Source organism: Microcoleus sp. bin48.metabat.b7b8b9.023, assembly GCF_013299185.1.
Lineage (GTDB): Bacteria > Cyanobacteriota > Cyanobacteriia > Cyanobacteriales > Microcoleaceae > Microcoleus.
In genome coordinates this window covers 1-22257 of sequence record NZ_JAAFKG010000018.1, presented here as the reverse complement: position 1 = coordinate 22257, position 22257 = coordinate 1, and the positions used below count along the sequence as shown (strand labels likewise).

Annotated in this window: 22 protein-coding genes, 1 other RNA gene and 1 pseudogene; 15 read left to right on the top strand and 9 right to left on the bottom strand. The window is 46.3% G+C overall.

The features are described from left to right. Nucleotides 1–155: 155 nt before the first annotated feature. Nucleotides 156–1595: a phosphoribosylamine--glycine ligase gene (gene purD, locus QZW82_RS12690; RefSeq protein ID WP_293148603.1), complete on the bottom strand. Its 1440-nt coding sequence runs from the start codon at nt 1593–1595 to the stop codon at nt 156–158. A 337-nt stretch (nt 1596–1932) separates the two neighbouring features. Between purD and QZW82_RS12685 the strand changes: the two genes are divergently transcribed. Beyond that, a complete protein-coding gene (locus tag QZW82_RS12685) occupies nt 1933–3252 on the top strand; it encodes a 5-(carboxyamino)imidazole ribonucleotide synthase (RefSeq protein WP_293148601.1) in 1320 nt (439 codons plus the stop codon). A 50-nt stretch (nt 3253–3302) separates the two neighbouring features. Then, a non-coding RNA gene (ssrS, locus tag QZW82_RS12680) (6S RNA) lies at nt 3303–3490 on the top strand. Between the two features lie 379 nt (nt 3491–3869). Here ssrS and QZW82_RS12675 read toward each other — a convergent pair. After that, complete coding sequence (locus tag QZW82_RS12675) at nt 3870–4472, bottom strand: hypothetical protein (protein ID WP_293148599.1); 603 nt, start codon at nt 4470–4472, stop codon at nt 3870–3872. A 139-nt stretch (nt 4473–4611) separates the two neighbouring features. After that, on the bottom strand, nt 4612–4941 hold the full coding sequence (locus tag QZW82_RS12670) for a putative quinol monooxygenase (protein ID WP_293148597.1): 330 nt from the start codon (nt 4939–4941) through the stop codon (nt 4612–4614). 22 nt (nt 4942–4963) lie between these two features. On the opposite strand from QZW82_RS12670, the gene QZW82_RS12665 reads away from it, so the two are divergent. The 4 genes from QZW82_RS12665 to QZW82_RS12650 all read left to right on the top strand — a co-directional run bounded on the left by QZW82_RS12665 (nt 4964) and on the right by QZW82_RS12650 (nt 7780). After that, nucleotides 4964–5578, top strand: coding sequence for a hypothetical protein (locus QZW82_RS12665; RefSeq protein ID WP_366665013.1), 615 nt, complete (start codon nt 4964–4966; stop codon nt 5576–5578). A 111-nt stretch (nt 5579–5689) separates the two neighbouring features. Continuing rightward, on the top strand, nt 5690–6277 hold the full coding sequence (locus QZW82_RS12660; protein WP_293148595.1) for a TetR/AcrR family transcriptional regulator: 588 nt from the start codon (nt 5690–5692) through the stop codon (nt 6275–6277). A gap of 177 nt (nt 6278–6454) precedes the next feature. Further along, nucleotides 6455–6880: a thioesterase family protein gene (locus QZW82_RS12655; protein ID WP_293148593.1), complete on the top strand. Its 426-nt coding sequence runs from the start codon at nt 6455–6457 to the stop codon at nt 6878–6880. 120 nt (nt 6881–7000) lie between these two features. Further along, the gene (locus tag QZW82_RS12650; RefSeq protein ID WP_293148591.1) at nt 7001–7780 is read left to right on the top strand and encodes a glutathione S-transferase family protein; all 780 of its coding nucleotides are present in this window, start codon (nt 7001–7003) and stop codon (nt 7778–7780) included. Nucleotides 7781–7990: 210 nt separating this feature from the next. Here QZW82_RS12650 and QZW82_RS12645 read toward each other — a convergent pair whose 3' ends face one another. Beyond that, the gene (locus QZW82_RS12645) at nt 7991–8827 is read right to left on the bottom strand and encodes an oxidoreductase (protein ID WP_293148589.1); all 837 of its coding nucleotides are present in this window, start codon (nt 8825–8827) and stop codon (nt 7991–7993) included. A gap of 54 nt (nt 8828–8881) precedes the next feature. Then, nucleotides 8882–9058: a hypothetical protein gene (locus tag QZW82_RS12640; protein WP_293148741.1), complete on the bottom strand. Its 177-nt coding sequence runs from the start codon at nt 9056–9058 to the stop codon at nt 8882–8884. Here QZW82_RS12640 and rpmI point away from each other — a divergent pair. The 7 genes from rpmI to QZW82_RS12605 all read left to right on the top strand — a co-directional run bounded on the left by rpmI (nt 8982) and on the right by QZW82_RS12605 (nt 15121). Continuing rightward, nucleotides 8982–9179 carry a 50S ribosomal protein L35 gene (rpmI, locus tag QZW82_RS12635; protein WP_293126590.1) on the top strand — a complete coding sequence of 66 codons (198 nt, stop codon included), beginning with the start codon at nt 8982–8984 and terminating at the stop codon, nt 9177–9179. The two genes, QZW82_RS12640 and rpmI, sit on opposite strands and share 77 nt — an antisense overlap. A 19-nt stretch (nt 9180–9198) precedes the next feature. After that, nucleotides 9199–9555, top strand: a complete 357-nt coding sequence (rplT, locus tag QZW82_RS12630; RefSeq protein ID WP_293148587.1) for a 50S ribosomal protein L20 — start codon at nt 9199–9201, stop codon at nt 9553–9555. 278 nt (nt 9556–9833) lie between these two features. After that, complete coding sequence (tnpB, locus tag QZW82_RS12625) at nt 9834–11009, top strand: IS200/IS605 family element RNA-guided endonuclease TnpB (RefSeq protein ID WP_293148585.1); 1176 nt, start codon at nt 9834–9836, stop codon at nt 11007–11009. Nucleotides 11010–11114: 105 nt separating this feature from the next. Continuing rightward, a complete protein-coding gene (locus QZW82_RS12620) occupies nt 11115–11645 on the top strand; it encodes a tetratricopeptide repeat protein (protein ID WP_293148583.1) in 531 nt (176 codons plus the stop codon). Nucleotides 11646–11883: 238 nt separating this feature from the next. After that, nucleotides 11884–12261: a response regulator gene (locus QZW82_RS12615; protein ID WP_293148581.1), complete on the top strand. Its 378-nt coding sequence runs from the start codon at nt 11884–11886 to the stop codon at nt 12259–12261. Continuing rightward, a complete protein-coding gene (locus QZW82_RS12610) occupies nt 12258–12866 on the top strand; it encodes a chemotaxis protein CheC (protein WP_293148579.1) in 609 nt (202 codons plus the stop codon). The genes QZW82_RS12615 and QZW82_RS12610 overlap by 4 nt, the downstream gene beginning before the upstream one ends. Then, a complete protein-coding gene (locus tag QZW82_RS12605; RefSeq protein WP_293148577.1) occupies nt 12863–15121 on the top strand; it encodes a diguanylate cyclase in 2259 nt (752 codons plus the stop codon). The genes QZW82_RS12610 and QZW82_RS12605 overlap by 4 nt, the downstream gene beginning before the upstream one ends. A 1048-nt stretch (nt 15122–16169) precedes the next feature. On the opposite strand, the gene QZW82_RS12600 is transcribed toward QZW82_RS12605, so the two are convergent. Next, a complete protein-coding gene (locus tag QZW82_RS12600; RefSeq protein WP_293148575.1) occupies nt 16170–17252 on the bottom strand; it encodes a hypothetical protein in 1083 nt (360 codons plus the stop codon). Between the two features lie 1019 nt (nt 17253–18271). Continuing rightward, on the bottom strand, nt 18272–19249 hold the full coding sequence (gene holA / locus QZW82_RS12595) for a DNA polymerase III subunit delta (protein ID WP_293148573.1): 978 nt from the start codon (nt 19247–19249) through the stop codon (nt 18272–18274). Between the two features lie 163 nt (nt 19250–19412). Between holA and QZW82_RS12590 the strand changes: the two are divergent. Continuing rightward, nucleotides 19413–19683: pseudogene (locus QZW82_RS12590) on the top strand (RNA-guided endonuclease TnpB family protein); the annotation flags it as partial. Nucleotides 19684–19797: 114 nt separating this feature from the next. After that, a complete protein-coding gene (locus tag QZW82_RS12585; protein WP_293148731.1) occupies nt 19798–20538 on the top strand; it encodes a DUF1868 domain-containing protein in 741 nt (246 codons plus the stop codon). A gap of 90 nt (nt 20539–20628) precedes the next feature. Here the strand turns inward: QZW82_RS12585 and QZW82_RS12580 are convergent, their stop codons facing one another. After that, nucleotides 20629–21753 carry a cellulase family glycosylhydrolase gene (locus QZW82_RS12580; protein ID WP_293148571.1) on the bottom strand — a complete coding sequence of 375 codons (1125 nt, stop codon included), beginning with the start codon at nt 21751–21753 and terminating at the stop codon, nt 20629–20631. Further along, the gene (locus tag QZW82_RS12575) at nt 21743–21907 is read right to left on the bottom strand and encodes a hypothetical protein (protein ID WP_293148569.1); all 165 of its coding nucleotides are present in this window, start codon (nt 21905–21907) and stop codon (nt 21743–21745) included. Before QZW82_RS12575 ends, QZW82_RS12580 begins: the two co-directional genes overlap by 11 nt. Nucleotides 21908–22257 lie beyond the last annotated feature (350 nt).

The window sequence follows — 22257 nt, the reverse complement described above, 5'->3', positions numbered from 1 at the left end:
ACTTTATTGTGGCACTTCTACCTTGAAATTGCTCTGCTTTGCTGCGGTCAAAACCTGTATCCTCCGGGGTTTTAATTCTATCTTCTGCCTGGGGTAGTTCTACTATCCCCAGCGTGTCCAGCTTTCGGATAGCAGCGGCCAGCAGGCCGCAATTCCTAATTTCGATCTACACTGGGTTCGACACTGGGCTCGACACTGGGCTCGACACTCGGCTCGACACTGGCCTCGACACTGGGCTCAACACTGGGCTCGACACTGGGCTCGACACTGGGCTCAACACTGGCCTCGATACTGGGCTCGACACTGGGCTCGACATTTTGATGAGCCAGCGCCCGAAGGCCGATATCCCGGCGGCAGTAAACCCCTTCAAATTGGATGCAATCAACTGCTGCATAAGCTTTAGAGATAGCTTGTTCCAAAGTTTCTGCAACCGCCGTTACCCCCAAAACGCGGCCGCCCTCGGTCACCAACTGCTGGTGCTTCAACTGAGTGCCGGCGTGAAACACTTCTGCACCTTTGGCTTCAGCTTCCTCGATACCTGTAATAACTTTGCCTTTTTGATAATTTCCGGGATAGCCCCCAGAAGCTAAAACCACGCAAACAGAAGCCCCAGACTTCCAGCGAATGTTGGAATATTCACCCAGACGCTGCTGACAACAAGCAAACACCAAATCTTCCAGGGGAGTTTCCAAGAGGGACAAAACCGCTTGAGTTTCGGGATCTCCAAAACGACAGTTGAATTCTAAGACTTGAAGTTCTCTTTTCGGTGTAATCATTAAACCTGCGTAGAGGACGCCCCGGTAATCGATGTTGCGTTTTTGTAGCGCAGCGAGGGTAGGTTCAAGAATTTCTGCTTGAATCCTGTCCATGAGTTTGGGCGAGACAATTGGCGCTGGGGCGTAGGCTCCCATACCGCCGGTATTGGCTCCCTTGTCGCCTTCGCCAATGGCTTTGTGGTCTTGAGCTGCCAGCAGCGGTTCTACTGTGATACCGTCGGTGAGGGCGAGAATCGAGACTTCTTGACCGGTTACATATTCTTCGACGACGACTCGGAGGTTGTCGGTGCCGAATTCGCCTCTAAAAATGGTGTTGATGGCGCTGTGAGCCATTTTGACGGTGGTGGCAACGGTGACTCCTTTGCCTGAGGCGAGTCCGTCTGCTTTGATGACTATGGGTACTCCTTGTTCCACAACATATGCCTTGGCTGCTTCTGCGCCTGTAAATACGGCAGCTTTGGGTGTTGGGATTTGTGCTTCCAGCATCAATTCTTTGGCCCAGGATTTGCTGGATTCAATTTGGGCGCCGGCTTTGTTGGGGCCGAAAATCATCAGTTTTCGCTGTTGGAAGTAGTCAACGATGCCTAGCGATAGGGGCAATTCCGGGCCGACGATGACGAGTCCGATGTTGTTCACCATCACAAAGCGTTCTATGCCTTGGAAGTCGTCGATGTTGAGCGACAGATTTTGACAGCCTTTTGTGGTAGCTGTGCCGCCGTTGCCCGGAACGCAGAATACTTGTTTAATCCGCGTAGATTCTAGCAGTTTTTTTGCGATCGCGTGTTCGCGACCTCCGTTCCCCACAACCAAAACTTTCACAGTATCCTCACCTATAAATTTTGTTCCCTGAATGTCGCATTTTCAGTGTTTGCACCTGTCTATCTGCTTTTTGCAGTGCTGTCAATTATGCCATGCTTGGCGCTAAGGAATTGCTAGATGTGGCACTTTTCTGGAGGAGTGGGGAGCGATCGCTATTTGCCAAAGCCTGGGATCGTGCAATAATTCAAGACTTTCGCCGGCGATTTTTTATAGGTTCTGCCTCGATTAAATCGTGCAATTAGCTAAAAAAAATTGCTTTTAAATATTCAATATTTCTCATACATTCGGCTACAAATAGCGATAAAATAAACAAGTTGATACCAGGAATTTTACTCACATGAAATCTAATCAAACCGCTGCGAGTTCGCCTGCCAAATTGAAGCGGGTGGGCGTTGTCGGCGGCGGCCAGCTAGCTTGGATGATGGGAGAAGCTGCTAGCGCGCTGGGTATTGAATTGGTAGTCCAAACTCCTAATGGTGATGACCCGGCAGTTTCTGTTGCTGTGGGTGCTGTTTTGGGGGCTGTTGATGATGTTTTGGCTACGGCTTATTTGGCAGATGGCTGCGATGTTATTACTTTTGAAAATGAGTTTGTGGATTTGGATGGTTTGCGAACGCTAGAACAGCAAGGTGTGTTATTTCAGCCGAGTTTGTCGTCGCTTTCTCCTTTGTTGGATAAGTACGTGCAGCGCTGTTATTTACAAAGGTTGGGTTTGCCAACTCCCAGGTTTTGGGCGCCAGATAGTATGGCGGATTTGGACTTAGATTTGTTGCAGGAACCCCAGGGAAGGCAGATTGGAGCAGGGGCTGTGGGGCATGAACCTATGTGCGGGGAAGTTGCGATCGACAATTTAGCAATTTCTGTTTCCGACAGCACACAGATAGAACAAAACTCGGAATCTGGGCCTAGAGATTTTCCCTTTGTCGTCAAAGTTCGCCGCCACGGTTACGACGGCCAAGGTACTTTTATTGTTAAGGATCGCGAGAGTTTTGAGTCAATTAGCGCTACACTTAAAGGTCAGTCTTTGCTGGTAGAAGAGTTTGTGCCGTTCGATCGCGAGTTGGCTGCGATCGCAGCTCGATCGGCAACTGGTGAAATTGCGATTTACCCGATCGTCGAAACTCAACAGCAAAATCAGGTTTGTCGTGTAGTGATTGCCCCCGCCGATATTAGTTTAGAGGTGCAAACCGAAGCTTGTGCGATCGCCCGTACTCTCCTCAATAGCTTAGAAGCTGTCGGCGTGTTTGGCATTGAATTATTTTTAACCGCCGACAATAAGCTGTTAGTCAATGAAATTGCCCCCCGCACCCACAACTCGGGACACTTTACAATCGATGCTTGCAAAACTTCACAATTTGAACAGCATTTGCGCGCAGTTTGTCAACTGCCTTTAGGCAATTGCGATCTGAAATGTGCAGGTGCAGTGATGGTAAATTTGCTGGGCTACGAGTCTGCGGAGTCAGATTATTTAGAGAAACGAAAACAACTGGCACAAATTAGCGGCGCTTTTGTACATTGGTATGGTAAGAAAGTATCGCGCCCGGGCAGAAAACTGGGTCACGTTACTGTCCTCTTCGACGGGGACTTGGGGGAGAATGAAGGAAAGTCGGCTAGTGCGATCGCTCAAACCATTGAATCTATCTGGTATGCAACTTAACTTGCTTCAAGCTTGCCAAAATTTGGTTAGTTGCTGTATATTGAATAAAGGTTCTACTGCGACGTTGGTGACTGCCAATAATGTTTTTTTGATCTATAACTCTTAACTCTCGGGAATCAAGATGTTTGGACAGCAGTAAACTGGGCTTGTACCCAGAAACTTTAAGTCCGAGCCAACGGTGCCCACCTGGTAAAATACCAGGTCAAAAGCTGAGGTAAGACGGCGTTGCGGTGAACCCTTAAAATATTGATAGAGATAGGCGCTAATATGGCTAGCCTATTTTTTTTAATTGGGAATTGGGAATAGGGAATAGGGCATCGGCCAAAGAGGGCATTGGGCATCGGCCAAAGAGGGCATCGGCCAAAGAGGGCATTGGGCATCGGCCAAAGAGGGCATCGGCCAAAGAGGGCATTGGCCAAAGAGGGCATAGATAATTGATTACTGATTCAGTAATAACAAATAAATACTGACTAATGACTAATGACTAATGACTCATGACTAATGACTCATGACTAATGACTAATGACTCATGACTAATGACTCATGACTAATAACAAATAACAAATAACAAATAACCAATAACCAATAACCAATAACTAATGACTAATGACTTCTTTTCAACCTTCACGTACCATCCAGACAAGCATCGACAAAATTGTCTCAACAGGAGGAAACGGATAGTCGCTGACATCAATAGTAACAACTTGCCCTTCGAGTTTCATAAATCTCCAAGCAGTGCCGCTAGTTACTGAACCGTAAATAATCGGAATTGAATTATTGTTAATTTCATTAAATCTTTGAGCCGCAACCATTTCAGCAATGCACTGTCCCAAACCGCTGTTGATGTTATCTCGCTTCGCTTCTACCAGCATAACAGCAGGTGCTTCTATCTCAAATTGTTCGGGAGAGCGACTGATTAAAAAGTCACAAACTCCGTTTAATCCCGCTGCGGTATCCACGGTGAAATCAGTACCTGAAAATACGCTGATTTGGCGGTTCAGCAACCGTTTGACTTCCAAAAGTGCAGGAGCGATAATTATTTCTGATTTAGCTTTTTCGGTTCCTACGGCGATCGCCCAAGGCACTGTATCTGCCAACAAACCTGCTAAAATGGCACTGGGTGCGATCGGCTCAACTTCCGGCAAAAAGCGCCCGCCTTCAACTGCCGTCAATCCGAAGCTTTGCTTCACCTTTCGCAGTGTAAAATCGCTGTATACCATGAATTTTATTTCAGATTTAATCCAATGCTACGTTTATGATTAAGGCAAGCGTGTCACACTGAAATCAACTTGTAGGGTGCTCCAGAAAAAGTTATAGACGGATTATCGAGGGTTTGGGGATCTGACGAACCTTACTCTATTATTCTCCAATCTGTGATTCTAATGACGAAGGCTCAATTTTTCTCAGAGACAGAACCTCGATCGGTTCAGCTAATGTCTCTTCATAAGCTTTCAAGACCTGTTTCACATAGGGTTGTTGAAAGTGGGCATCGAGAGCTGCTTGACTTTCCCAATTTTCGTAAAGCACAGCAACAGCTAAATCTTGGTCATCTACAAGCAAGTCAAAGGTAATACAACCCGCTTCTGACCGCGTTGGAGCCAGCAAGCTGAGTAGGTCTTGTTGCATTCGCTGCTCCATACCAGGCTTCGCCTTGATTCGAGCAATGATTGTGATTTGTTCAGTGAGCATTATTTCCCTCTACAAATATATTATGGTATCTTCAATGCCCTACAGTGAATTTACGCTCAAAAAGGCTAAACGCGATTTCGGATTAACAACCGTAGAAGCAGGGCGATTTCTGCCACCAACCGAACCCATCGCCCCTAGTGTATATTTGACTGAATCGCTAATTGAAGGATTGCCGCTTGCTACGGCTACTGGTTCAGAAAAAGCTCGCTCGGAACTGATTATTAGTCCTATTTTAGTCGAAGTCCGCAAGATTTTACAGCGGCAAGTGAGTCTATTTTCGGGAGAAGATTTTACTGTAGAGCCGGAGTTGGGATTGGGCGGTATCTGCGATTTTTTAATCAGTCGTTCTCCCGAACAAATATTAATCGAAGCACCTGCGATCGTAATTGTTGAAGCTAAAAAAGCCGATTTAAAAGTGGGATTAGGACAGTGCGCGGCCGAGATGGTGGCGGCTCAAAAGTTTAATGAAATCAACAATATTGCGATCGGCACAATCTACGGAAGTGTCAGTAGTGGCACTGCTTGGAGATTTTTGAAGTTGGAGGCAAAAACTCTGACAATTGACCTCAACGACTATCCTGTGCCGCCTGTGGAACCTTTGCTGGGGATGTTGGTTTGGATGGTGCGGGATGGTTAGGGCGATCGGCTTTAAGTTAAATTTTAAATTAATTGCCGATCGCCCCTTGCCATTCACAGTTCGCTCTGCTATTCTCTAAAAAAGACCGATAAGTCGGTTAGCGCCATAAAAATGTCAAAAGCTCAAGAAACCAGAGAAAAAATTCTCAGGGAAGCCGCAGCACTGTTCAATCAGTACGGCTACTCAGGTTCTTCTATGTCTGACATCATGCGCGTTACAGGCTTGCAAAAAGGAGGAATTTACAACCATTTTAAAAGTAAAGACGAGTTAGCCCTGCAAGCTTTTGACTTTTCTGTCGAATGTACGCGCAAACAATTTCTCATAGTTTTGAAAGGAAAACACAATTCGGTCGATCGGCTAAAAGCTATCATATCTTTATTTAGCAATCTCACCGAAAATCCGCCAATTCCAGGCGGTTGTCCCCTGTTAAATACAGCAATTGAAAGCGATGATGCTCATCCAGCTTTGCGTCAGCGGGCGCAAATAGCAATGGACGGTTGGCGCGCTTTGATTTGCAACATTATTAACAAAGGAATTGCCAAAGGCGAAGTTCGAGAAAATGTCGAAGCCGATGCAGTCGCAACTATTGTGACTTGCACGCTGGAAGGGGCAGTGATGATGAGCAAACTTTACGGAGATGCAATTCATATCAAGAGAGCCATTGAGCATTTGCACGGATATCTCGACAGTCAACTTTAGAGCCGGATAATTTTTTTTGAGACAAAACAGACCGTTCGGTCTCAAAAGTGCGATCGGCTAGTTCTACTCGTTACTAGGATCTGCCTAGTAACGCAGATCCGGGGGCTCTGCCTCCAATTTTTCTACTCCAAGCGAACCCGTTTTTCAATCATTAAAAATAGACTAAGAGTACCCAAAATGCAAGTATCTAGCGAACAAAAAAGACCTTTGGAAATAGAATTAAGCTTTCCCGTACAAACTTACGATATCGACTTTGCGGGAATCGTCAGCAATATTGTTTACATCCGCTGGTTAGAAGACTTGCGAATCGCACTTGGTGCTGCTTATTTCCCCATCCAAAAAATGCTGCAAAACGGCGTAGCTCCGATGCTGATGAAAACAGCAATTGAATACAAGCAGCCGATTAATATTTTCGATAAACCAACTGGTAAAATGTGGATTAGTAAAATGAAATCGCTTAAGTTAATAATGGAAGCTGAAATAATTGTAGCTGGTAAAGTCGCTGCGATTGCCCAACAATCTGGTTGTTTTATTGAACTGTCAACTCGCAAACCAGTGCCGATTCCATCTGAGTTTTCTCAAGCATATTTTGCACAGCAATAAATCGATAAATCTTTAGCCAAAATACTGTTTGTATTAAGCACTTCAGTCCTTTAATTTTCCGGACTAGAAATAATGCGAATGTCCAAAAAACTGCAAACATTCACAAATCTCAATTACTTTATGAATCATTCAACAGTTTCCAATACCGAAGTTGTCCGCCTTATCACCATCCCCATCAGCCACTACTGCGAAAAAGTTCGCTGGGCGCTAGACTTGCTAAAAATTCCCTACGTTGAAGAACAACACGTACCTGCTTTTCACCGCTCTGTTACCCGCAAATACGGAGGTAGCAGCGTTCCCATATTAGTTGCTAAATCTGGTATTTTTACCGATTCAACCGATATTTTGCATTATCTCAATACCCTAAGTTCATCAGATTTTTGCTTGTATCCAGAACAAGCTGAATTGCGTCGAGAAGTCGAAGAATTGGAAGAGTTGTTTGATACGAGATTGGGGGTAGATATTCGCAATTGGGGATATTATTATCGATTGGATAATCGCCAAACAATGCGAAAAGCTTGGTGCAAGGGGACGCCCCTGTTTGAGCGAGTGGGATTTGAAATAGCCTTTCCGTTTATTAGCGCCAAAGTGCGGCAACTCTACAGCATTACAGCAGAGTCAGCAGCCCTTTCGCTGCAAGGGATTCGGGAAGTTTTCGAGATAGTTAATCAAAGATTAGCAGACGATCGCCCTTATTTAGCTGGCGATCGACTATCGGCAGCAGACTTGACTTTTGCAGCATTAGCTGCTCCTGTGTTGCAGCCTCGCGAACATCCGGTTTTGGTGGCTAAAATTGAGGAATTGCCGATCGATATGGCAGCGGTAATTAAAGAATTGCAGGCTACTGTTGCCGGAAATCACGCACTCCGCTTGTACCGAGAGCAGCGCCAAGTTTACTAATGATACGACTTGTACCACAGGATTTTTAGCCTGGATCGGCAACGAATATTCACGATTTTGCCTGCTGTCTTGCTGTCTTTGCTGCTGCGATTAATTTGTTGTACAAAAACGGATCTGTAGACTGTAGCGGTTGAAGCATCGCATCAAATTTGGCTTCTTCTGCCTCCATATAAGCATCGATTTCAGTACGATTGGCTCAGATGCACCTTCCTACTGCCGTGATGCTGCTTGTTTTATGATGAATCGCATAAAGCGATCCATCATAGCGTCACTCGCAAACTTGCGAAATGTAACCAAAAACTTAGCTCCATTTCCTGCTGCATATCGTGCTTTCGGTTTCTCTGCTTTGAGGGCTTTTGATATTGTATTTGCGATCGCTTCGGGTTCAGAAGCAACCTTCTCATCATTGCTGAGCGCTAATAATTTTGCTCCAGTTTGAGCCGCCTTTGCATAGACAGTATGACCGGACATCCGCATCAATTTTTCGATCGCAATCGAACCCCATTGCGTTCTAATTGGTCCCGGTTCAACAATGATTACGTCAATCCCAAAAGGTTCAAGTTCAAGTCTAAGACAATCACTGAGTCCTTCCACAGCAAACTTGCTGGCGTGATACCAGCTTCCAAGCGGTTCGTAGATTTTGCCGCCCACAGATGTAATATTGACAATTTTTCCAAACGACTGTTCGCGCATCTGTGGGATCGCTAACTGTGTCAGCCTTCCCAGTCCAAAAACATTGATTTCAAATTGATGTCTTGCCTCTTGCATCGGAATATCTTCTAGAGCACCGTAAGAACCGTATCCAGCATTGTTGATTAAGATGTCGAGTCTGCCGCATTCACGAATGATGCGATCGACTCCCGATTTCATCGATTCGTCTTGGGTGACATCCAATTCAATAATTTTTGCACCTCTGGCTTCTAGGTGTTTCAATTTATCGATGCTTCGTGCAGATGCGTATACGCAGTAGCCATCCTCAAGTAGTTTCTCAGTCGTCGCCTTACCGATTCCACTTGAAGCACCTGTAATTAGAACTGTTTTCATCATTTTCACGCTCTCTATGTCGAGATCGTAACCGATCGCCCATCCACACAGCCAAGATTAGCCGATCGCCCATCCCGATCGATCGTCGCAAATCTCGCTTGCAGAAAGTACCACAAACGTGATACAGTTGAAGCTTGTGTCCAAATAACACCAGTCCATGCCAAAACTCAAAACTCGCAAAGCAGCCGCAAAGCGCTTTAGAGCGACCGGCAGCGGAAAAATTGTGCGCCGCAAAGCTTACAAAAGCCACTTGCTTTCACACAAAAGTTCAGCTCGCAAAAGCCGTCTCTCTAAGCTGGTCGTCATCGATGAGACCAATGATGGTAACGTGCGGTTAATGCTTCCATACTTGTAAAGTTTAACGGAAATTAAAGATGACACGGGTAAAACGCGGTAATGTCGCCAGAGCGCGCCGCAAAAAAATTCTCAAATTAGCCAAGGGTTTCCGAGGCGCACAGTCCAAACAGTTCCGCACAGCTAACCAACGGGTGATGCAAGCCCTGCGTAACGGTTATCGCGATCGCAAAAAACGGAAACGCGATTTCCGCCGCCTGTGGATTGCTCGGATCAATGCTGCATCGCGCCAACACGGCACGAGCTACAGCAGACTGATCGGCAACATGAAGAAAGCCAATATCGAAATCAACCGCAAAATGCTGGCACAAATGGCAATCATTGACCCCGCAACATTCGGTAAAGTCGTGGAAATGGCAAATCGAGCCGGATCGTGAAAGCTTGAATAGTTTTCCGACAGAAGAAAGCAGAAGTAGGAAAGATTTAGCTATCTGCCAGAGAAGGAAAACTCCTGATAAATCTAGGAGGTTGAGACTCATTTTCCTTCTTTGTTCTTACTTCTGGATTCTTGATTTTTCAGAAATTGCGATCGGGCTAGTCGATCGCCATTTTCGTCTTTTTATCAGAAGAATGGGTTTAAAACCCCGTCTTTTAAGACGGCTTTGTATTTAATCTTTTTCTATGTTACCATAGTATTAGTAGTTTGGTAAGCAAAATGCTAAAAGCCTTCAAGTACAGAATATATCCGACCAGTGAGCAATCCATTTTGCTTGCGAAGTCGTTTGGCTGTGCAAGATGGTTTTACAACTACACGCTCAATCTAACGTCTGAAACCTATAAGCAAACAGGGAAAGGATTAAGTAGAAATGAAATAATCAATCTTCTACCTTCTCTTAAGAAAGAGTACGAATGGCTGACAGAAGCACCATCACAAGCCCTGCAGCAAGCAGCCTTAAATCTTTCTAGTGCTTTCCTTAACTTTTTTGAAGGTAGGGCTAAATATCCTAACTTTAAGAAAAAGCGGAATAGACAATCTATTAGATTTCCTCAAGGATGTAAATTAAAAGACGATATATTGAGATTGCCTAAAATTGGTGATGTTCATTGTAAAGTCTCAAGGCAACCAGAAGGGACTCTAAAATCTGTCACGGTTTCAGTTAATCCATCGGGGGAATATTTTGCAGCCTGCCTCTATGATGATGGTAAAAATTTACCTGAAAAATCATCAGAAGGAAAGGCGATTGGGATAGACGTTGGTTTAACCCATTACGCTATTACATCCGATGGAACCAAGCATGGGAATCCTAAATATTATCGAAAATATGAAAAGAAGTTAGCTAGGAGACAAAAGCAACTAAGCCATAAGCTTAAAGGTTCTAATAACCGTCATAAAGCTAGGATTAAAGTTGCCAAGGTTCACGCTAAGATTGTCCGATGTCGCGAAGATTTTATACACAAACTAAGTCGTAAATTAGTTGACGAAAATCAAGTCATAGTTGTAGAGAATCTAGCAGTTAGAAACATGGTGAAAAACCACAAACTAGCTAAATCAATTAGTGATGCTGGTTGGGGAGAATTTTGTACCATGCTGAAATACAAGTCGGAATGGGAAGGAAAAACCTACATCGAAGTAGATAGGTTCTATCCCAGTTCTAAGACTTGTAATAACTGTTTAAATCGCGTGGATAGCTTGAGTTTGGATATTCGTAGTTGGCAATGTCCTAAATGTGGAGAAAACCATGATAGAGATATTAATGCTGCTAAGAATATTCGGGATGAAGGTTTACGAATTTTGGCGGTAGGGCATACCGTTACTGCTTCAGGAGGGAGAGTAAGACCGAGTAAAGGCACTGCTTTTACAAGGCATCTCCCTGTGAATGAAGAATCCTAGCCGTTTACGGCGGGGAGTGTCAAATAGTTGCCAAGGCAAATCTCACAGATTGCTAACAGATTAAAATAAATAAAACCTTCCACAAACCAACTAACATAAAAAAACATGGATAGTAATTTGCTGATTGTTTACCTGTCAGTTTTGTTGGCTATACTCGGCGGCAGTGCCTGGTTTATTGTGCGCCAGATTTTCAAAACTCGGAAGCTGGAAATGTCTTTGGAACGCTTAGAGAATAAGCTGACCATAGAAAAAGGAACAGCACAGGAATACTACGAGTTAGGCAGTATCTATGTAGATAAGAAACTTTACTCCCAGGCGATCGTACTATTTCAAAAAGCTCTGAAAAGCCAAGAATTAGCAGGCGAAGAAGATCTAGCATTTCTTTACAACGCCCTAGGTTTTGCCCACTTCGGCCAAGAACAGTACGACATCGCGATCCGTCAGTACAAAGAAGCCCTGAAGTTGCAGCCCGACTACGTTACATCTCTCAACAATCTCGGTCACGCCTATGAGCGCAAGAAATTAACCGCTCAAGCCTTGGAAATGTACGAACAAGCTCTTACCTGCGATCCAGAAAATGCCACTGCTAAAAAGCGAGTAGAGTCCCTCAGGAAGCGTTTGGTAATCTATAATTGAGGGCCGGTGTTACGAGCAATACAGATCCCGCAAACCTGGTTTCATTCAGAAACCGGGTTTTTTCTTCCCATAATCAAAGAGACTCGACTATCGAACACCTTAATGCGTTAGTTTTTAAGAACAGGAATTCACCTAATGCGAGCGATCGCAGGCGATCCCAACAGTTTAAACTACTGTCAAGATCGAAGCAGTGCCTGCAACATCGGTCAGTCCTAAACAATTGAAGGAGGAGAACGTAGTGACATCAATTCTCGTTGTCGAAGATTCGTGGTTGACTCGCAGGGTAATCTGCAAAATCCTGCGAGCAGAAGGATACGAGACTTGGGAAGCATCGAGCGGCCCGGAAGCTCTGGAACTGCTGACCGCTAAGACCCCAAACTGTATGCTCTTAGATTTGCTGATGCCAGAAATGGAAGGTCGCGAAGTCCTGCAAGCCATGCGCGATCGAGGATATAACATTCCAGTCATCGTCATTACCGCAGATATTCAATCAACCACCAAATCCGAATGCATGGAACTCGGAGCCCTGGCAGTAATTCACAAAATGCCCAACTCAGACGAACTGATCGGGTGGATCAAAAAAGCTCTCAGTGCCAGCGAGGAGAGCGCCCCATGAAATTAAGCGCTCGACAGCTCGATGCTTTGCAGGAACTCGTCAACATCGGGATCGGTCAAGCAGCAGGGATTTTGAACGACATGATCGAATCTCCCATTCGCTTGCAAATTCCCTACCTCCAAATCCTGTCTCCAGCCGACGTGCAAACAGAATTAGAGCAGCACCTCAACGGCGAACAAATTTCCGCCGTCCAGCTCAAATTTACTGGTTCCTTTGGAGGCATTGCCCAGCTAGTCTTTCCCACCAACAGTGCGGCCACGCTCGTGACCATGCTGACTGGGGAAGAAGCTGGAACTCACGACCTGGATTCGGTCAAAATTGGTACGCTGAGTGAAGTAGGAAATATTGTAATCAACGGGGTCATGGGTGCAATCAGCAACGTACTTCAGCAGCGCCTGAACTACTCAATTCCCAATTACACGGAAGGGACGATCGCTACTTTGCTCACATCTGGCGGTTTGGCTGCTGATACAGTGGTTTTATTAGCCCAAACCCGTTTCATTATTGAAAGGCTTCACATTGAAGGAGATATCATCCTCATTTTCAATGTCAGTTCCTTTGACGCCTTGTTGGCTGCGATCAATCAACTTGCCGGGGGTCTATGATCGAGGAGAGCAAAACTATTGAGGAAAAGTTTGGAGTTCTCGACAGTGTACCAGTCGGCGCCTGCCTGCTGCGAGATGATTTTGTGGTGCTGTTTTGGAATGCCTGTCTGGAAGACTGGACGAAAATAGGGCGCGAGCAAATGTTGGGAACCAAGATCACAACTCATTTTCCTCACCTGAGCCAGCTCAAGTACGCAAATCGCTTCCAGCAAATCTTTGCAGGAGGCCCGCCAACAATTTTTTCTTCTCAAATTCACAAGCACCTGATTCCGGCAACTTGGCAAGAGGGCCAGCAGCGCATCCAGCAAACTACTGTGACGGCTGTCCCTGCACTTTCACCGGGCGTTGCAGAACTGAATATTCCCAACTTGATTCGATCGACTGTGGAGTTGGAACCAGATGGTATGGTGCGACAAGGAGATTCTGTTGGTGTCGGATTGCCATCAAACTTTCGGGATTCAATTTCGCCTTACGGCTTTATCCCACCAAACTGTCAATCGTTTTACGCCCTGTTGGTAATACAAGACGTAACCGACCTCACCCACCGCATCCAAGCTTACCGCACGATGCGAGATCAAGCTTTGGAAGAAGTGGAAGTGCGCCAGCGGGTGGAAGCAGAATTGCGCGAGAGCCAGCATTTCATCCAGCAGATTGCCGATGCGGCGCCTTATTTACTATACATTTACGACTTGACCGAACAGCGCAACGTCTATGTCAACGGTCAAGCTTCTAAGCTGCTAGGCTACACTCCCCAAGAAATTTTACAGATGCAAACAGCTTTGTACTCCAGTTTGGTGTACCCAGAAGATTTGCCGAGGCTATCAGCCCACCTGCAAAAATTTCCCTCAGCCGCAGACGGGCATATTTTGGAGTTGGACTATCGGCTCCAACACCGATCGGGCGAATGGCGCCACTTTCGCTGCCGCGATCAAGTGTTCGCCCGCACAGCAGAGGGTAAGCCCAAACAAATTTTCGGCACCGCTCAAGATATTACTGAGTACAAGCAGGCAGAAGAGGCGCTGCGACAGCAAAACGAACGGGAACTGCTGATGGCGACGATTACTCAGCACATCCGCCAGTCTCTAGATTTGGGCGAAGTGCTCAGCACGACAGTGACAGAAGTGCGCCAGTTCCTTCAGGCCGATCGAGTGATGATCGTCCGCTTTAACCCCTGCACGGGCAGTCACTGCGCCACACCCGCAACGGGAGCGGTGACAGTGGAATCTGTAGCACTCAACTGTCGGCCGATGCTGGGAGAAACCCTGGAAAATTTCTGTTTTGACGAGTTCTATCTTGAAGCCTACCAACATCGGGCGATCCGACCGATCGCGGATGTCTCCACCGCCGATTTGCCGCACGATCAAATTGACTTGCTCGCACAATTTGAAGTCAGAGCTTATTTGGTAGTACCGCTAGTGCAAGGGGAGGAATTGTGGGGACTGCTGATGGCTCACCAGTGCAGTCCCCGACAGTGGATGCAGTTGGAAGTCGAGTTATTGTCTTCTCTGGCAGCTCAGTTGGCGATCGCGATCAAACAAGCAGAACTCTACCAGCAGTTGCAAGCAGCAAACCTCAAGTTAGAGCGTTTAGCAACTTTAGACGAACTCACGCAGCTAGCAAACCGCCGTCGGTTCGATCAGTATTTAGACAGGGAGTGGCACCGACAAGCGCGGGAACAAACACCTCTGTCCCTAATTTTGTGCGATATTGATTCTTTTAAAACTTATAACGATACCTACGGACATCCAAAGGGAGACGAGTGTTTGCGGCAAGTCGCCCAGGCGATCGGCAAAGCAATTAACCGCCCTGCCGATTTAGTAGCTCGCTACGGAGGCGAAGAATTTGCCGTTATTTTGCCGAATACGGCGAGTGAAGGGGCCGAGCTGGTAGCCGAACACATACAGCTCAAAATCGCAGCTTTACAGATTCCTCACGCTGGTTCTCAGGTGAGCAACTACGTCACTGTCAGTCTTGGGATAGCGACTATGGTTCCTATCTCTGAATCCGAAGCCTCTATGGTGATTGACGCAGCCGACGCAGCAGCGAGTACGGTTCCTGCATCTAAATCCCCAGCCTCGATATTGATTGACGCAGCCGACGCAGCGCTGTACCAAGCCAAAGATCTCGGGCGCGATCGCATCCAAGTTTACCAACCAGACCCTCCCACAGCCAAGACCAACGGCACAGCCCCTCCCGTGCGCCCGGTTGACTTTTCCCGACCCAATACTAATTTCCCCTCACCCACAAGCGCTTGACTTCTGCCAATATTTGTGAATTCGGCATAGACACTGACCCGAATCCGGCACTAATACCATTAAATATTTTAGATTAAATATTTTAAATTAAATATTTTAAATTAAATATTTTAGAATGACTTATGACTATCAGGCTTTGGAGCTTGCCTACAGTTACATTCTTTTTTTAACCGCTATAACTTCGACACCGGAGACATTTTTATTCTAGCATTTTGGAACCAGCTTTGGTAAGAAAAAGTCTCAAATATAATCCAATACGGTTTACTTAAGGCAGATCCCCCCTAACCCCCCTTCCCAAGAGGGGGACAAGAAAGCTCTTAAGTCCCCCTACAACCAGGGGGATGCGAGGGGGATCTCCGGGGCATAAAAAGTGTTAAGTAAACCGTATTGAAATATAATCAGTTTTTTCTGACAATTTTAGTGACTTTATACCATTTTTTTAAAGTTATGACAGACTTTAGCAAACAGGGAAAGTGGATAAATTACAATGTCTTGTCGTCCTCGATCTCTATCGGATCTTGAGAAAAATGGTATGATCACTTGTTTGACCGAGAATGCTCCCAGTATAGATTAAAGTTTAATATCAAGTCCGCTGCTACCGGACTTGTATGGTGGGCTTCGATCGCAATTAGCAATAGAACAATGCCACCAATGAAAGAAAGTTAAATCAGTAATTAAGTCTTGTTGTTGAATTAAGCCCTGACAGCGATGAAATATTACCTCTTCGGCTACCCATCTTCTAGCGTTCCAGCCAGATCGTATGGTATCAAGTGAGATCGATCGGGTCGGATGCCTAACCGTAGTTGCCTTCAACTTCTTCTACTGAAAGATGTGATTCAACAACCAGACGCTTGACCATAATTGTACGATCGCACGCTATATTCACCACACCGCCATTATAGCCAGGACGGTGCTACCGGACTTGATATCAGTAAAATTCAAAAAAGTCAAAAGTAATAAAGCTTTGAGTAAAAACAAGATTTTTACTTTTTACTTTTGACTTTTGACTTTTTAGCACATCGAGTATCAAACTCAAAACTCAAAACTCTTAAGGCGCTGCCGCCGCCCTGCGGTTGGCAACAATCAGATTTGCCTGATACTCTGCCGCTTTTTGCTGAGCCTTTGAATGGTTGGGGCTAGTTGACGGCACGGCTCTCATAAGCTGAACCGCTTTCTGCCATTCGCTTGCTACCGCAATCCACTCTGCTTGAGATTGAGCCGTCTGTGCCAAAACTGCCGCCTTCTGAGCGTTGTTAACGCCTTCCCTCCAAGAGTCAGGCTTAGGCGCGGCGGCTTTTGGTGCAGGAGATGCTGCTTTTGGCGCTGGAGATGCTGCCTTGGGCGCTGGAGATGCTGCCTTGGGCGCTGGAGGTTTGGGAACAGGGCTCGCGGGCGCAGCAGCAGTAGTGGGAGCGGCTTTTGGTGCAGGAGGAGATGCTGCCTGTGGGGTCTCCCCAGATGCGCTGGGAGATGGAGATGTGGCTTTAGACGCAGGAGATGTGGCTTTTTTGGGGGAGGGCGAAGCTGCTTCGGGGGCGCTCGGTTCAGGGTTCGAGCCGCCACCGAAGGGGAAATTTCCAGTCAAGTAAAGCGCTGCGATCGCCCCCAGAGGCACTAAGATACCCACAGGTATTGCCCATTTTGGGAATTGTTTTTTCGGAGGGGGGGCTACATCTTCGTCTTCGTCTTCCTCGTCGTCTTCCTCGTCGTCTTCCTCGTTGTCATCTGGATCGAATTGTCCCTCTTGATAATAGTCTTCGCCATCCGGTTCGACATCATCTAAACCTACAGAGTCGTCAGGCATTCCAGTATCCGAGGCATAAAGCATTGGATCTGCGGGCATCAGATCTATTTCATCTTCCCACGCAGGGGAGCCGTCACCTGTGCGACGCCCGTAAACTTTGACAGTGTGAATTGATTCGACTCCCAAATTCGTCATCCCGCTGCGGATGAAATCCACCAATGCCATTTGACTCGGTACTTTGCCTGACTCCAGAGTTATGTGGAGGCAGCCGTTGTCCCGCGTCACATCGGCGTTGATGCCTTTGGGTTTGAGTGTACGGTTGATGCTAGATGCGATCGCTTTTGGATCGCCCTGCTTCAGAAGTTCCCGCAGGTTCTGTTGTGTCATGGTAGCGCTCTTGTTTTTTTTGGGGGGAGTGGAGAGCCGACAAATAATATTAATCGATCGGCGTTAGGCGGCGGACAATATTTATTTACCGAAAAATTGGGGTAGGAACCCCGTCCCGATCAGACGGCTTTCATAAAAATACTCGGTAAGTGGGAAACGAGCGAGTCTTTAGATCTGAGAGGAAAACGACTCGGCGGTTTCAACCGCCTTGAATCCCCTTGCGGGGTAGAGGGGTATGGTTGCCCCTCTGCGGAGATATGGTTGTCTCCAAGCCCTTACGGGTAATGTTAGGCAACGCCCAAGGTTATGAGAGCTTGAGAGACCTGCAACACTGTTGAGCGTGACTTTCAAACTGTTTAATTGCAGATGACAGAGCAAGGAACTAGCGAGAGCATTCGCTTGGTGTCGTGACTCAAATAACGTAGTCAGTTAAGACGCTTGGCCCGTCAGTATAGCTTGCTCAATTACTCTTACAAGCTCAGTGGCGTTGACTCCCTGAGTTACTGACGATAGAATCATAGATTGTTGATTCGCGAGATGTAAAAATCCGGTCTCAACTCTATAGTCCAAAAAAATCTTATAGGTTGGGGCATCAACCTATGGGCCAGGCAACATCAGACAAGCTGTGCTTGAAGAAAGCTGTTTGAATCCAGAATCCCATGCCTTTATGGTGGGGAGTATGTCAACACATTAACTTCTACTGTGGCATTCTGAGAGTATTTCTCGTAGTTATTGAGCTTTTTGTGCGCGATCGCACATCTAAAGATATATCCGATCGCGGACTTTGTTGTAAAAATTTACAGTAAGATATTGTCCGATCGATTAACGGCAGTAAAATTCGATCGCACGTGTGGAATACGAGTCCGCACTCTGGCTGCGGGCTTAAGCCCGCACTACAAACCGGCGAGTCCGCACTCTGGCTGCGGGCTTAAGCCCGCACTACAAACCGTTAAACCGTTGTTGTTATGGTAATCGACCGGACATGATATAATCCGCCAATTTTGCTGCGCGGTCTCTCGTCAGCGAAACAAGCTAGAAAGTTCTATTACTTTGGTTTGCAGGGTTGAGACTTCTTCCCGGCCCCGCTTTAAAGAAGCTTCTAACTCTAGCAGCAAAGGCAAACTTTTTTGCAGTTTTTCTAAGCTGGCGTTCTTGACTTCTTGGCGAAAGTAGTATACTCGTTTCGGATTGCCGAGGTCTAGAGCTTGAGCAATTTTATCATCGCGATCGCCCGCTTGGATCATCGCCTTCACCCACAGCCAAATCCGAAATTTACCAGTCAAGCCCGCCACAATCCTCAAACCAGGCTCGCTCTGAGCCGTTAAGCCCGCCAATAACTCTAAAGCACCGGAGGTATTGCCGGCGCGTATCGCATCGGCTAGCTGAAAGGTATTCTGGGCGTGACAGTGCACCAGTGCGGCGACTTCCTCGGGGTTGAGAGGTTGACTGCGATTGCCGGCAAACAGCAGCAATTTTTCGAGTTCGCTGTATAGCTGGCGCGTATCGCTACCGATGGATTCGGCCAAAAGTTCGATCGCGGTGGCGGTCAATTTAACATTCATTTCCCCGGCAACTTGGCGCACCCGCTGGGCTAACTCTTTTTCATTCCAAGGCGGAATCGGTGAAAATTCTCGAAATTCGACGGACTTGGCGATTAACTTGGTAGATTTGAGCCGGCTGTCGGGTTTTTTGACGGATGTCAGCAGCAATACGGTACTGGGGGGTATGACTGGCAGAGTGCGTTCCAATTGGGCTAAAAGTTCCGCAGAACACTGCTGCGTTACAGTAGTATTTGCGAGCCAGACAAAACGGCTGCCGGTGCCGAAGGGTGGCGTTAAAGCTCGATCGAGTCCTTCAACCACAGCGTCGGGTCGATCGGCAACAATCTTGTCATAGTTAAAACTAGCCCAGTTGGGGTCGAGGACTGAGGAGCGCAAACTTGTGACTGCTTGCGCGATCGCAAAGTCGTCTTCCCCCCAAAACAGGTAAATTGGCATATTTCAAGTTCAGCAGGCCAAAAAATCAGATTTGCACGATCCCGAAGTCCAACATATCCTGAATCAGACTGTTGATACAAAGTAAATGATTTTCTAGAAAATTCTTGAATAATTAGGTAAAAGCTGGTAGTGTAGATTGAGAAAAAAAAATGCTTTAGCGATTAAAACAGCTAAGACCATGGTCACTTAGAGTCATTATCATTTCCAGCAAATGTTGAAGCATCAAGCTGCTGTTAAATATGGCAGTTTTGTAGTAGGCATAACGGAAGAATACACATCAAAAACCCGTTCAAAGTGTGGACAGAAATTCAAATGGCGCTTTCAATATCTTGTTGAAAGCTTTGAGAGATACCTCCTTGACAGGAGAGCTTGCAGCTTTTTCTGTATTGCCATACACGGTAGTATCAGGCTTAGTCCTGGATTTGCCGGGTTAAATGTATCTGTTGGAAGCCCGCACGATAATATAAAATTTGGTGTGGCAGTATTTCACCGCGAGGAAATCAAGATTGGATGATACTTATCAAGCTTACGTAAATCGGGTGGCGCGAATGACGCTGCTGGACTCCTACAAGTCCCAGGTGGAACACATTCAGGAATCTCCAAAATTTAAACCTGATGAAGTCGGTCACAGAACTCCTGTACCTTTTCCGGGTTATTCGGTGATTACGCCACCTGCGGGAGAAGATGCAGACAATACTGCACTTTATACTAATTTACACTCGGTCCAACAACGGCTATTGCAGGAAATCGCGGACGGTGCGATCGTAGCACTGCCTCCTGATAGCTTCCATTTAACCGTGGCCGATCTGATTTGGAGCAGCGCTTTTCGAGATGCCTCTGAGAAAAATCCAGAATTTGAGGGGCAACTGCGCGATCGCATGAAAGATGGTTTTGCGGCCTGCAAACCCTTGGCGGGCGGCCCTCCCATACGCTGGACGGTGCTGGGGTTGATGGTGATGACTAGAGCTGTAGGTGTGTGTTTGGCACCGACGGACGAAAACTCTTACAAGCAAATTCTGGAGTTTCGTCGATCGATCTATCAAAATCCCGATTTAATTGCTTTGGGAATTGAACAGCAATATCATTTTACGGCACACATTACTCTGGCTTATTTTGGGGACACCGGGCCGAACCTAAACCGCGCTCATTTTTCTGCCCTGATGGCTGAGTTAAACGACCAATGGCTCGACACGCCCCAGGATTTGTGGGTGCACAAAGCCGAACTGCGGAAGTTTGACGACATGACTAGCTACGTGCGGCAACCAGACTGGCCTGTTTTTGAGTTTTGAGCCGATCGTCAAATATTTAGTGTTGGGCATTTGGCAGCATAAAAATCAAATATGCTGTCAATTGTCTAATACTTGTCGATCAACTATTAACTATTCAAAAGCAGTGGAGCGCCGAGCAGTCGCCTTCAAGCCGTAGATAGGATTATTTACCAGATCTTTGCCGTAGGGCGTAAGACCTGAGAAATTCCCGTCCCGAGTCATTTCCCTGCGATCGCAACCATCCTTCCACCAACACCAAGCCAGCCAACCAATTTCCTGCTCTTTTAGCACCTTCAAAAGCGCTTGATAGGTAAAATTATTCTGGGGTGAATGATTTTCCTTACGGCCATCGATATCGTAGTAGCAGTATGCGGTTTTTCCCGCGATCGATTCATCTTGTTTGTTGGCGATTTCACCAAAGACGATCGGTAAATTAGCTTTGATGACTGCATTAAGATGCGACATTCCATCATAACCAGCCCAATAAGCGTGTCCGCTAAACAAAAGATTGCGATTTGGATCGCTATCGATTAATTCCCGACCTATCTTGGCGAACACTTCGATCGAACTACCGCAATCAGGTGCATCAATTGCGATCGGAACTTGCAAGTGTTGTCGAATCCTAGCAATTGCATTTTTATATGAGGTTTTATACGCCTCCAATGCTGCCACAGAATTGCTCGCCCAACGATAGACACCCAATTCGTTAGCAGGATTAACAATCAGATACCGCTGATGTTTTTTCAATACAGCCAAAACAGGTTCGGAAGTCCACCAAGGAATCAACTGGGTGTTGAGGAGGGTGGTATCGGGCTGACAGGTTAAGTCAAACAACCCCAGGATCGGAATAATTTTGTTCGCCTTGCATTTGGCGAGAAAATTATCCAAGTTTTGCAGCGAATAGGCAGGGCGAGTCAGTTGACCGTAATCCTTGTACCATTGGATTCTGACAGCATTGGCTCCTGTTTTTTCCAATTCTGCCAGTCGATCGCTTTGAGGAAAATTCCAGTCATCCAGGAGGGGTAGGTTAATTCCTCGCAGGACTATCTTCTGCCCGCTTGAATCAAAAAGATAGCGTCCCTTTGTATAAAGTGTATTCTTGGTTTGCGAAGGCTGCCTAGCGGGTTGGGCTAAAACGACGGGGCGATCGCCAAACATAACTGCACTTCCTATTCCAGCAATTAAACCGACACCTGCCTTCAAAAATTGACGGCGGCAAAGCTCATCAGACATCATGTTTTCTCCATAAATAGAACTTCGAGTAATTTGAGATGTAGCTGGCGATCGCCCGATCGACAAAAACAATTGGGCTTGTGAGATCGATCGGGAAAACTAACCTAATTAAAATCGGCGATCGCACTAAATGTTTGAAGGTTAGACCTAACCTCATTTCTTGCTTTTTTATAGAAAGCGAAGAAAAGAAACGAGACTGTACTAAGTAAGTCCACTTAATTAAAACCAAGATCTCCTTCTCTCAAAAGCTTACTGGCTGGCTTTTCTTCCTTCTTCCGACTTCCCTCGGACTTCTTCCTTCTACTTATTTCCAGCATGAAAGCGGATATCGCTTACCGTTCCACGTCGTCCAACCCGTGGTTCTATTGCCTGTGGGTTTAGCGCTCTTTCATCACTTTAGCCATAGTATAATATTCCTGAAGCCGTCAAATAGTTAAAATGTATGGTAGTACCCCGCGAACCAGTCCCTACAGTCAGTTTTGTAGACGAATACTGTCAAGCCTATCA

Bases quoted from the DNA above. Each gene is read 5' to 3' on its own strand.
- QZW82_RS12585 (WP_293148731.1), top strand. From the start codon at position 19,798: ATGACGCTGCTGGACTCCTACAAGTCCCAGGTGGAACACATTCAGGAA.
- QZW82_RS12675 (WP_293148599.1), bottom strand. From the start codon at position 4,472: ATGGTATACAGCGATTTTACACTGCGAAAGGTGAAGCAAAGCTTCGGA.
- QZW82_RS12670 (WP_293148597.1), bottom strand. From the start codon at position 4,941: ATGCTCACTGAACAAATCACAATCATTGCTCGAATCAAGGCGAAGCCT.
- rplT (WP_293148587.1), top strand. From the start codon at position 9,199: ATGACACGGGTAAAACGCGGTAATGTCGCCAGAGCGCGCCGCAAAAAA.
- QZW82_RS12685 (WP_293148601.1), top strand. From the start codon at position 1,933: ATGAAATCTAATCAAACCGCTGCGAGTTCGCCTGCCAAATTGAAGCGG.
- QZW82_RS12575 (WP_293148569.1), bottom strand. From the start codon at position 21,907: ATGAGGTTAGGTCTAACCTTCAAACATTTAGTGCGATCGCCGATTTTA.
- QZW82_RS12610 (WP_293148579.1), top strand. From the start codon at position 12,258: ATGAAATTAAGCGCTCGACAGCTCGATGCTTTGCAGGAACTCGTCAAC.
- rpmI (WP_293126590.1), top strand. From the start codon at position 8,982: ATGCCAAAACTCAAAACTCGCAAAGCAGCCGCAAAGCGCTTTAGAGCG.
- QZW82_RS12655 (WP_293148593.1), top strand. From the start codon at position 6,455: ATGCAAGTATCTAGCGAACAAAAAAGACCTTTGGAAATAGAATTAAGC.
- QZW82_RS12665 (WP_366665013.1), top strand. From the start codon at position 4,964: ATGGTATCTTCAATGCCCTACAGTGAATTTACGCTCAAAAAGGCTAAA.
- tnpB (WP_293148585.1), top strand. From the start codon at position 9,834: ATGCTAAAAGCCTTCAAGTACAGAATATATCCGACCAGTGAGCAATCC.
- holA (WP_293148573.1), bottom strand. From the start codon at position 19,249: ATGCCAATTTACCTGTTTTGGGGGGAAGACGACTTTGCGATCGCGCAA.
- QZW82_RS12660 (WP_293148595.1), top strand. From the start codon at position 5,690: ATGTCAAAAGCTCAAGAAACCAGAGAAAAAATTCTCAGGGAAGCCGCA.
- QZW82_RS12605 (WP_293148577.1), top strand. From the start codon at position 12,863: ATGATCGAGGAGAGCAAAACTATTGAGGAAAAGTTTGGAGTTCTCGAC.
- QZW82_RS12620 (WP_293148583.1), top strand. From the start codon at position 11,115: ATGGATAGTAATTTGCTGATTGTTTACCTGTCAGTTTTGTTGGCTATA.
- QZW82_RS12645 (WP_293148589.1), bottom strand. From the start codon at position 8,827: ATGATGAAAACAGTTCTAATTACAGGTGCTTCAAGTGGAATCGGTAAG.
- QZW82_RS12650 (WP_293148591.1), top strand. From the start codon at position 7,001: ATGAATCATTCAACAGTTTCCAATACCGAAGTTGTCCGCCTTATCACC.
- QZW82_RS12600 (WP_293148575.1), bottom strand. From the start codon at position 17,252: ATGACACAACAGAACCTGCGGGAACTTCTGAAGCAGGGCGATCCAAAA.
- QZW82_RS12580 (WP_293148571.1), bottom strand. From the start codon at position 21,753: ATGATGTCTGATGAGCTTTGCCGCCGTCAATTTTTGAAGGCAGGTGTC.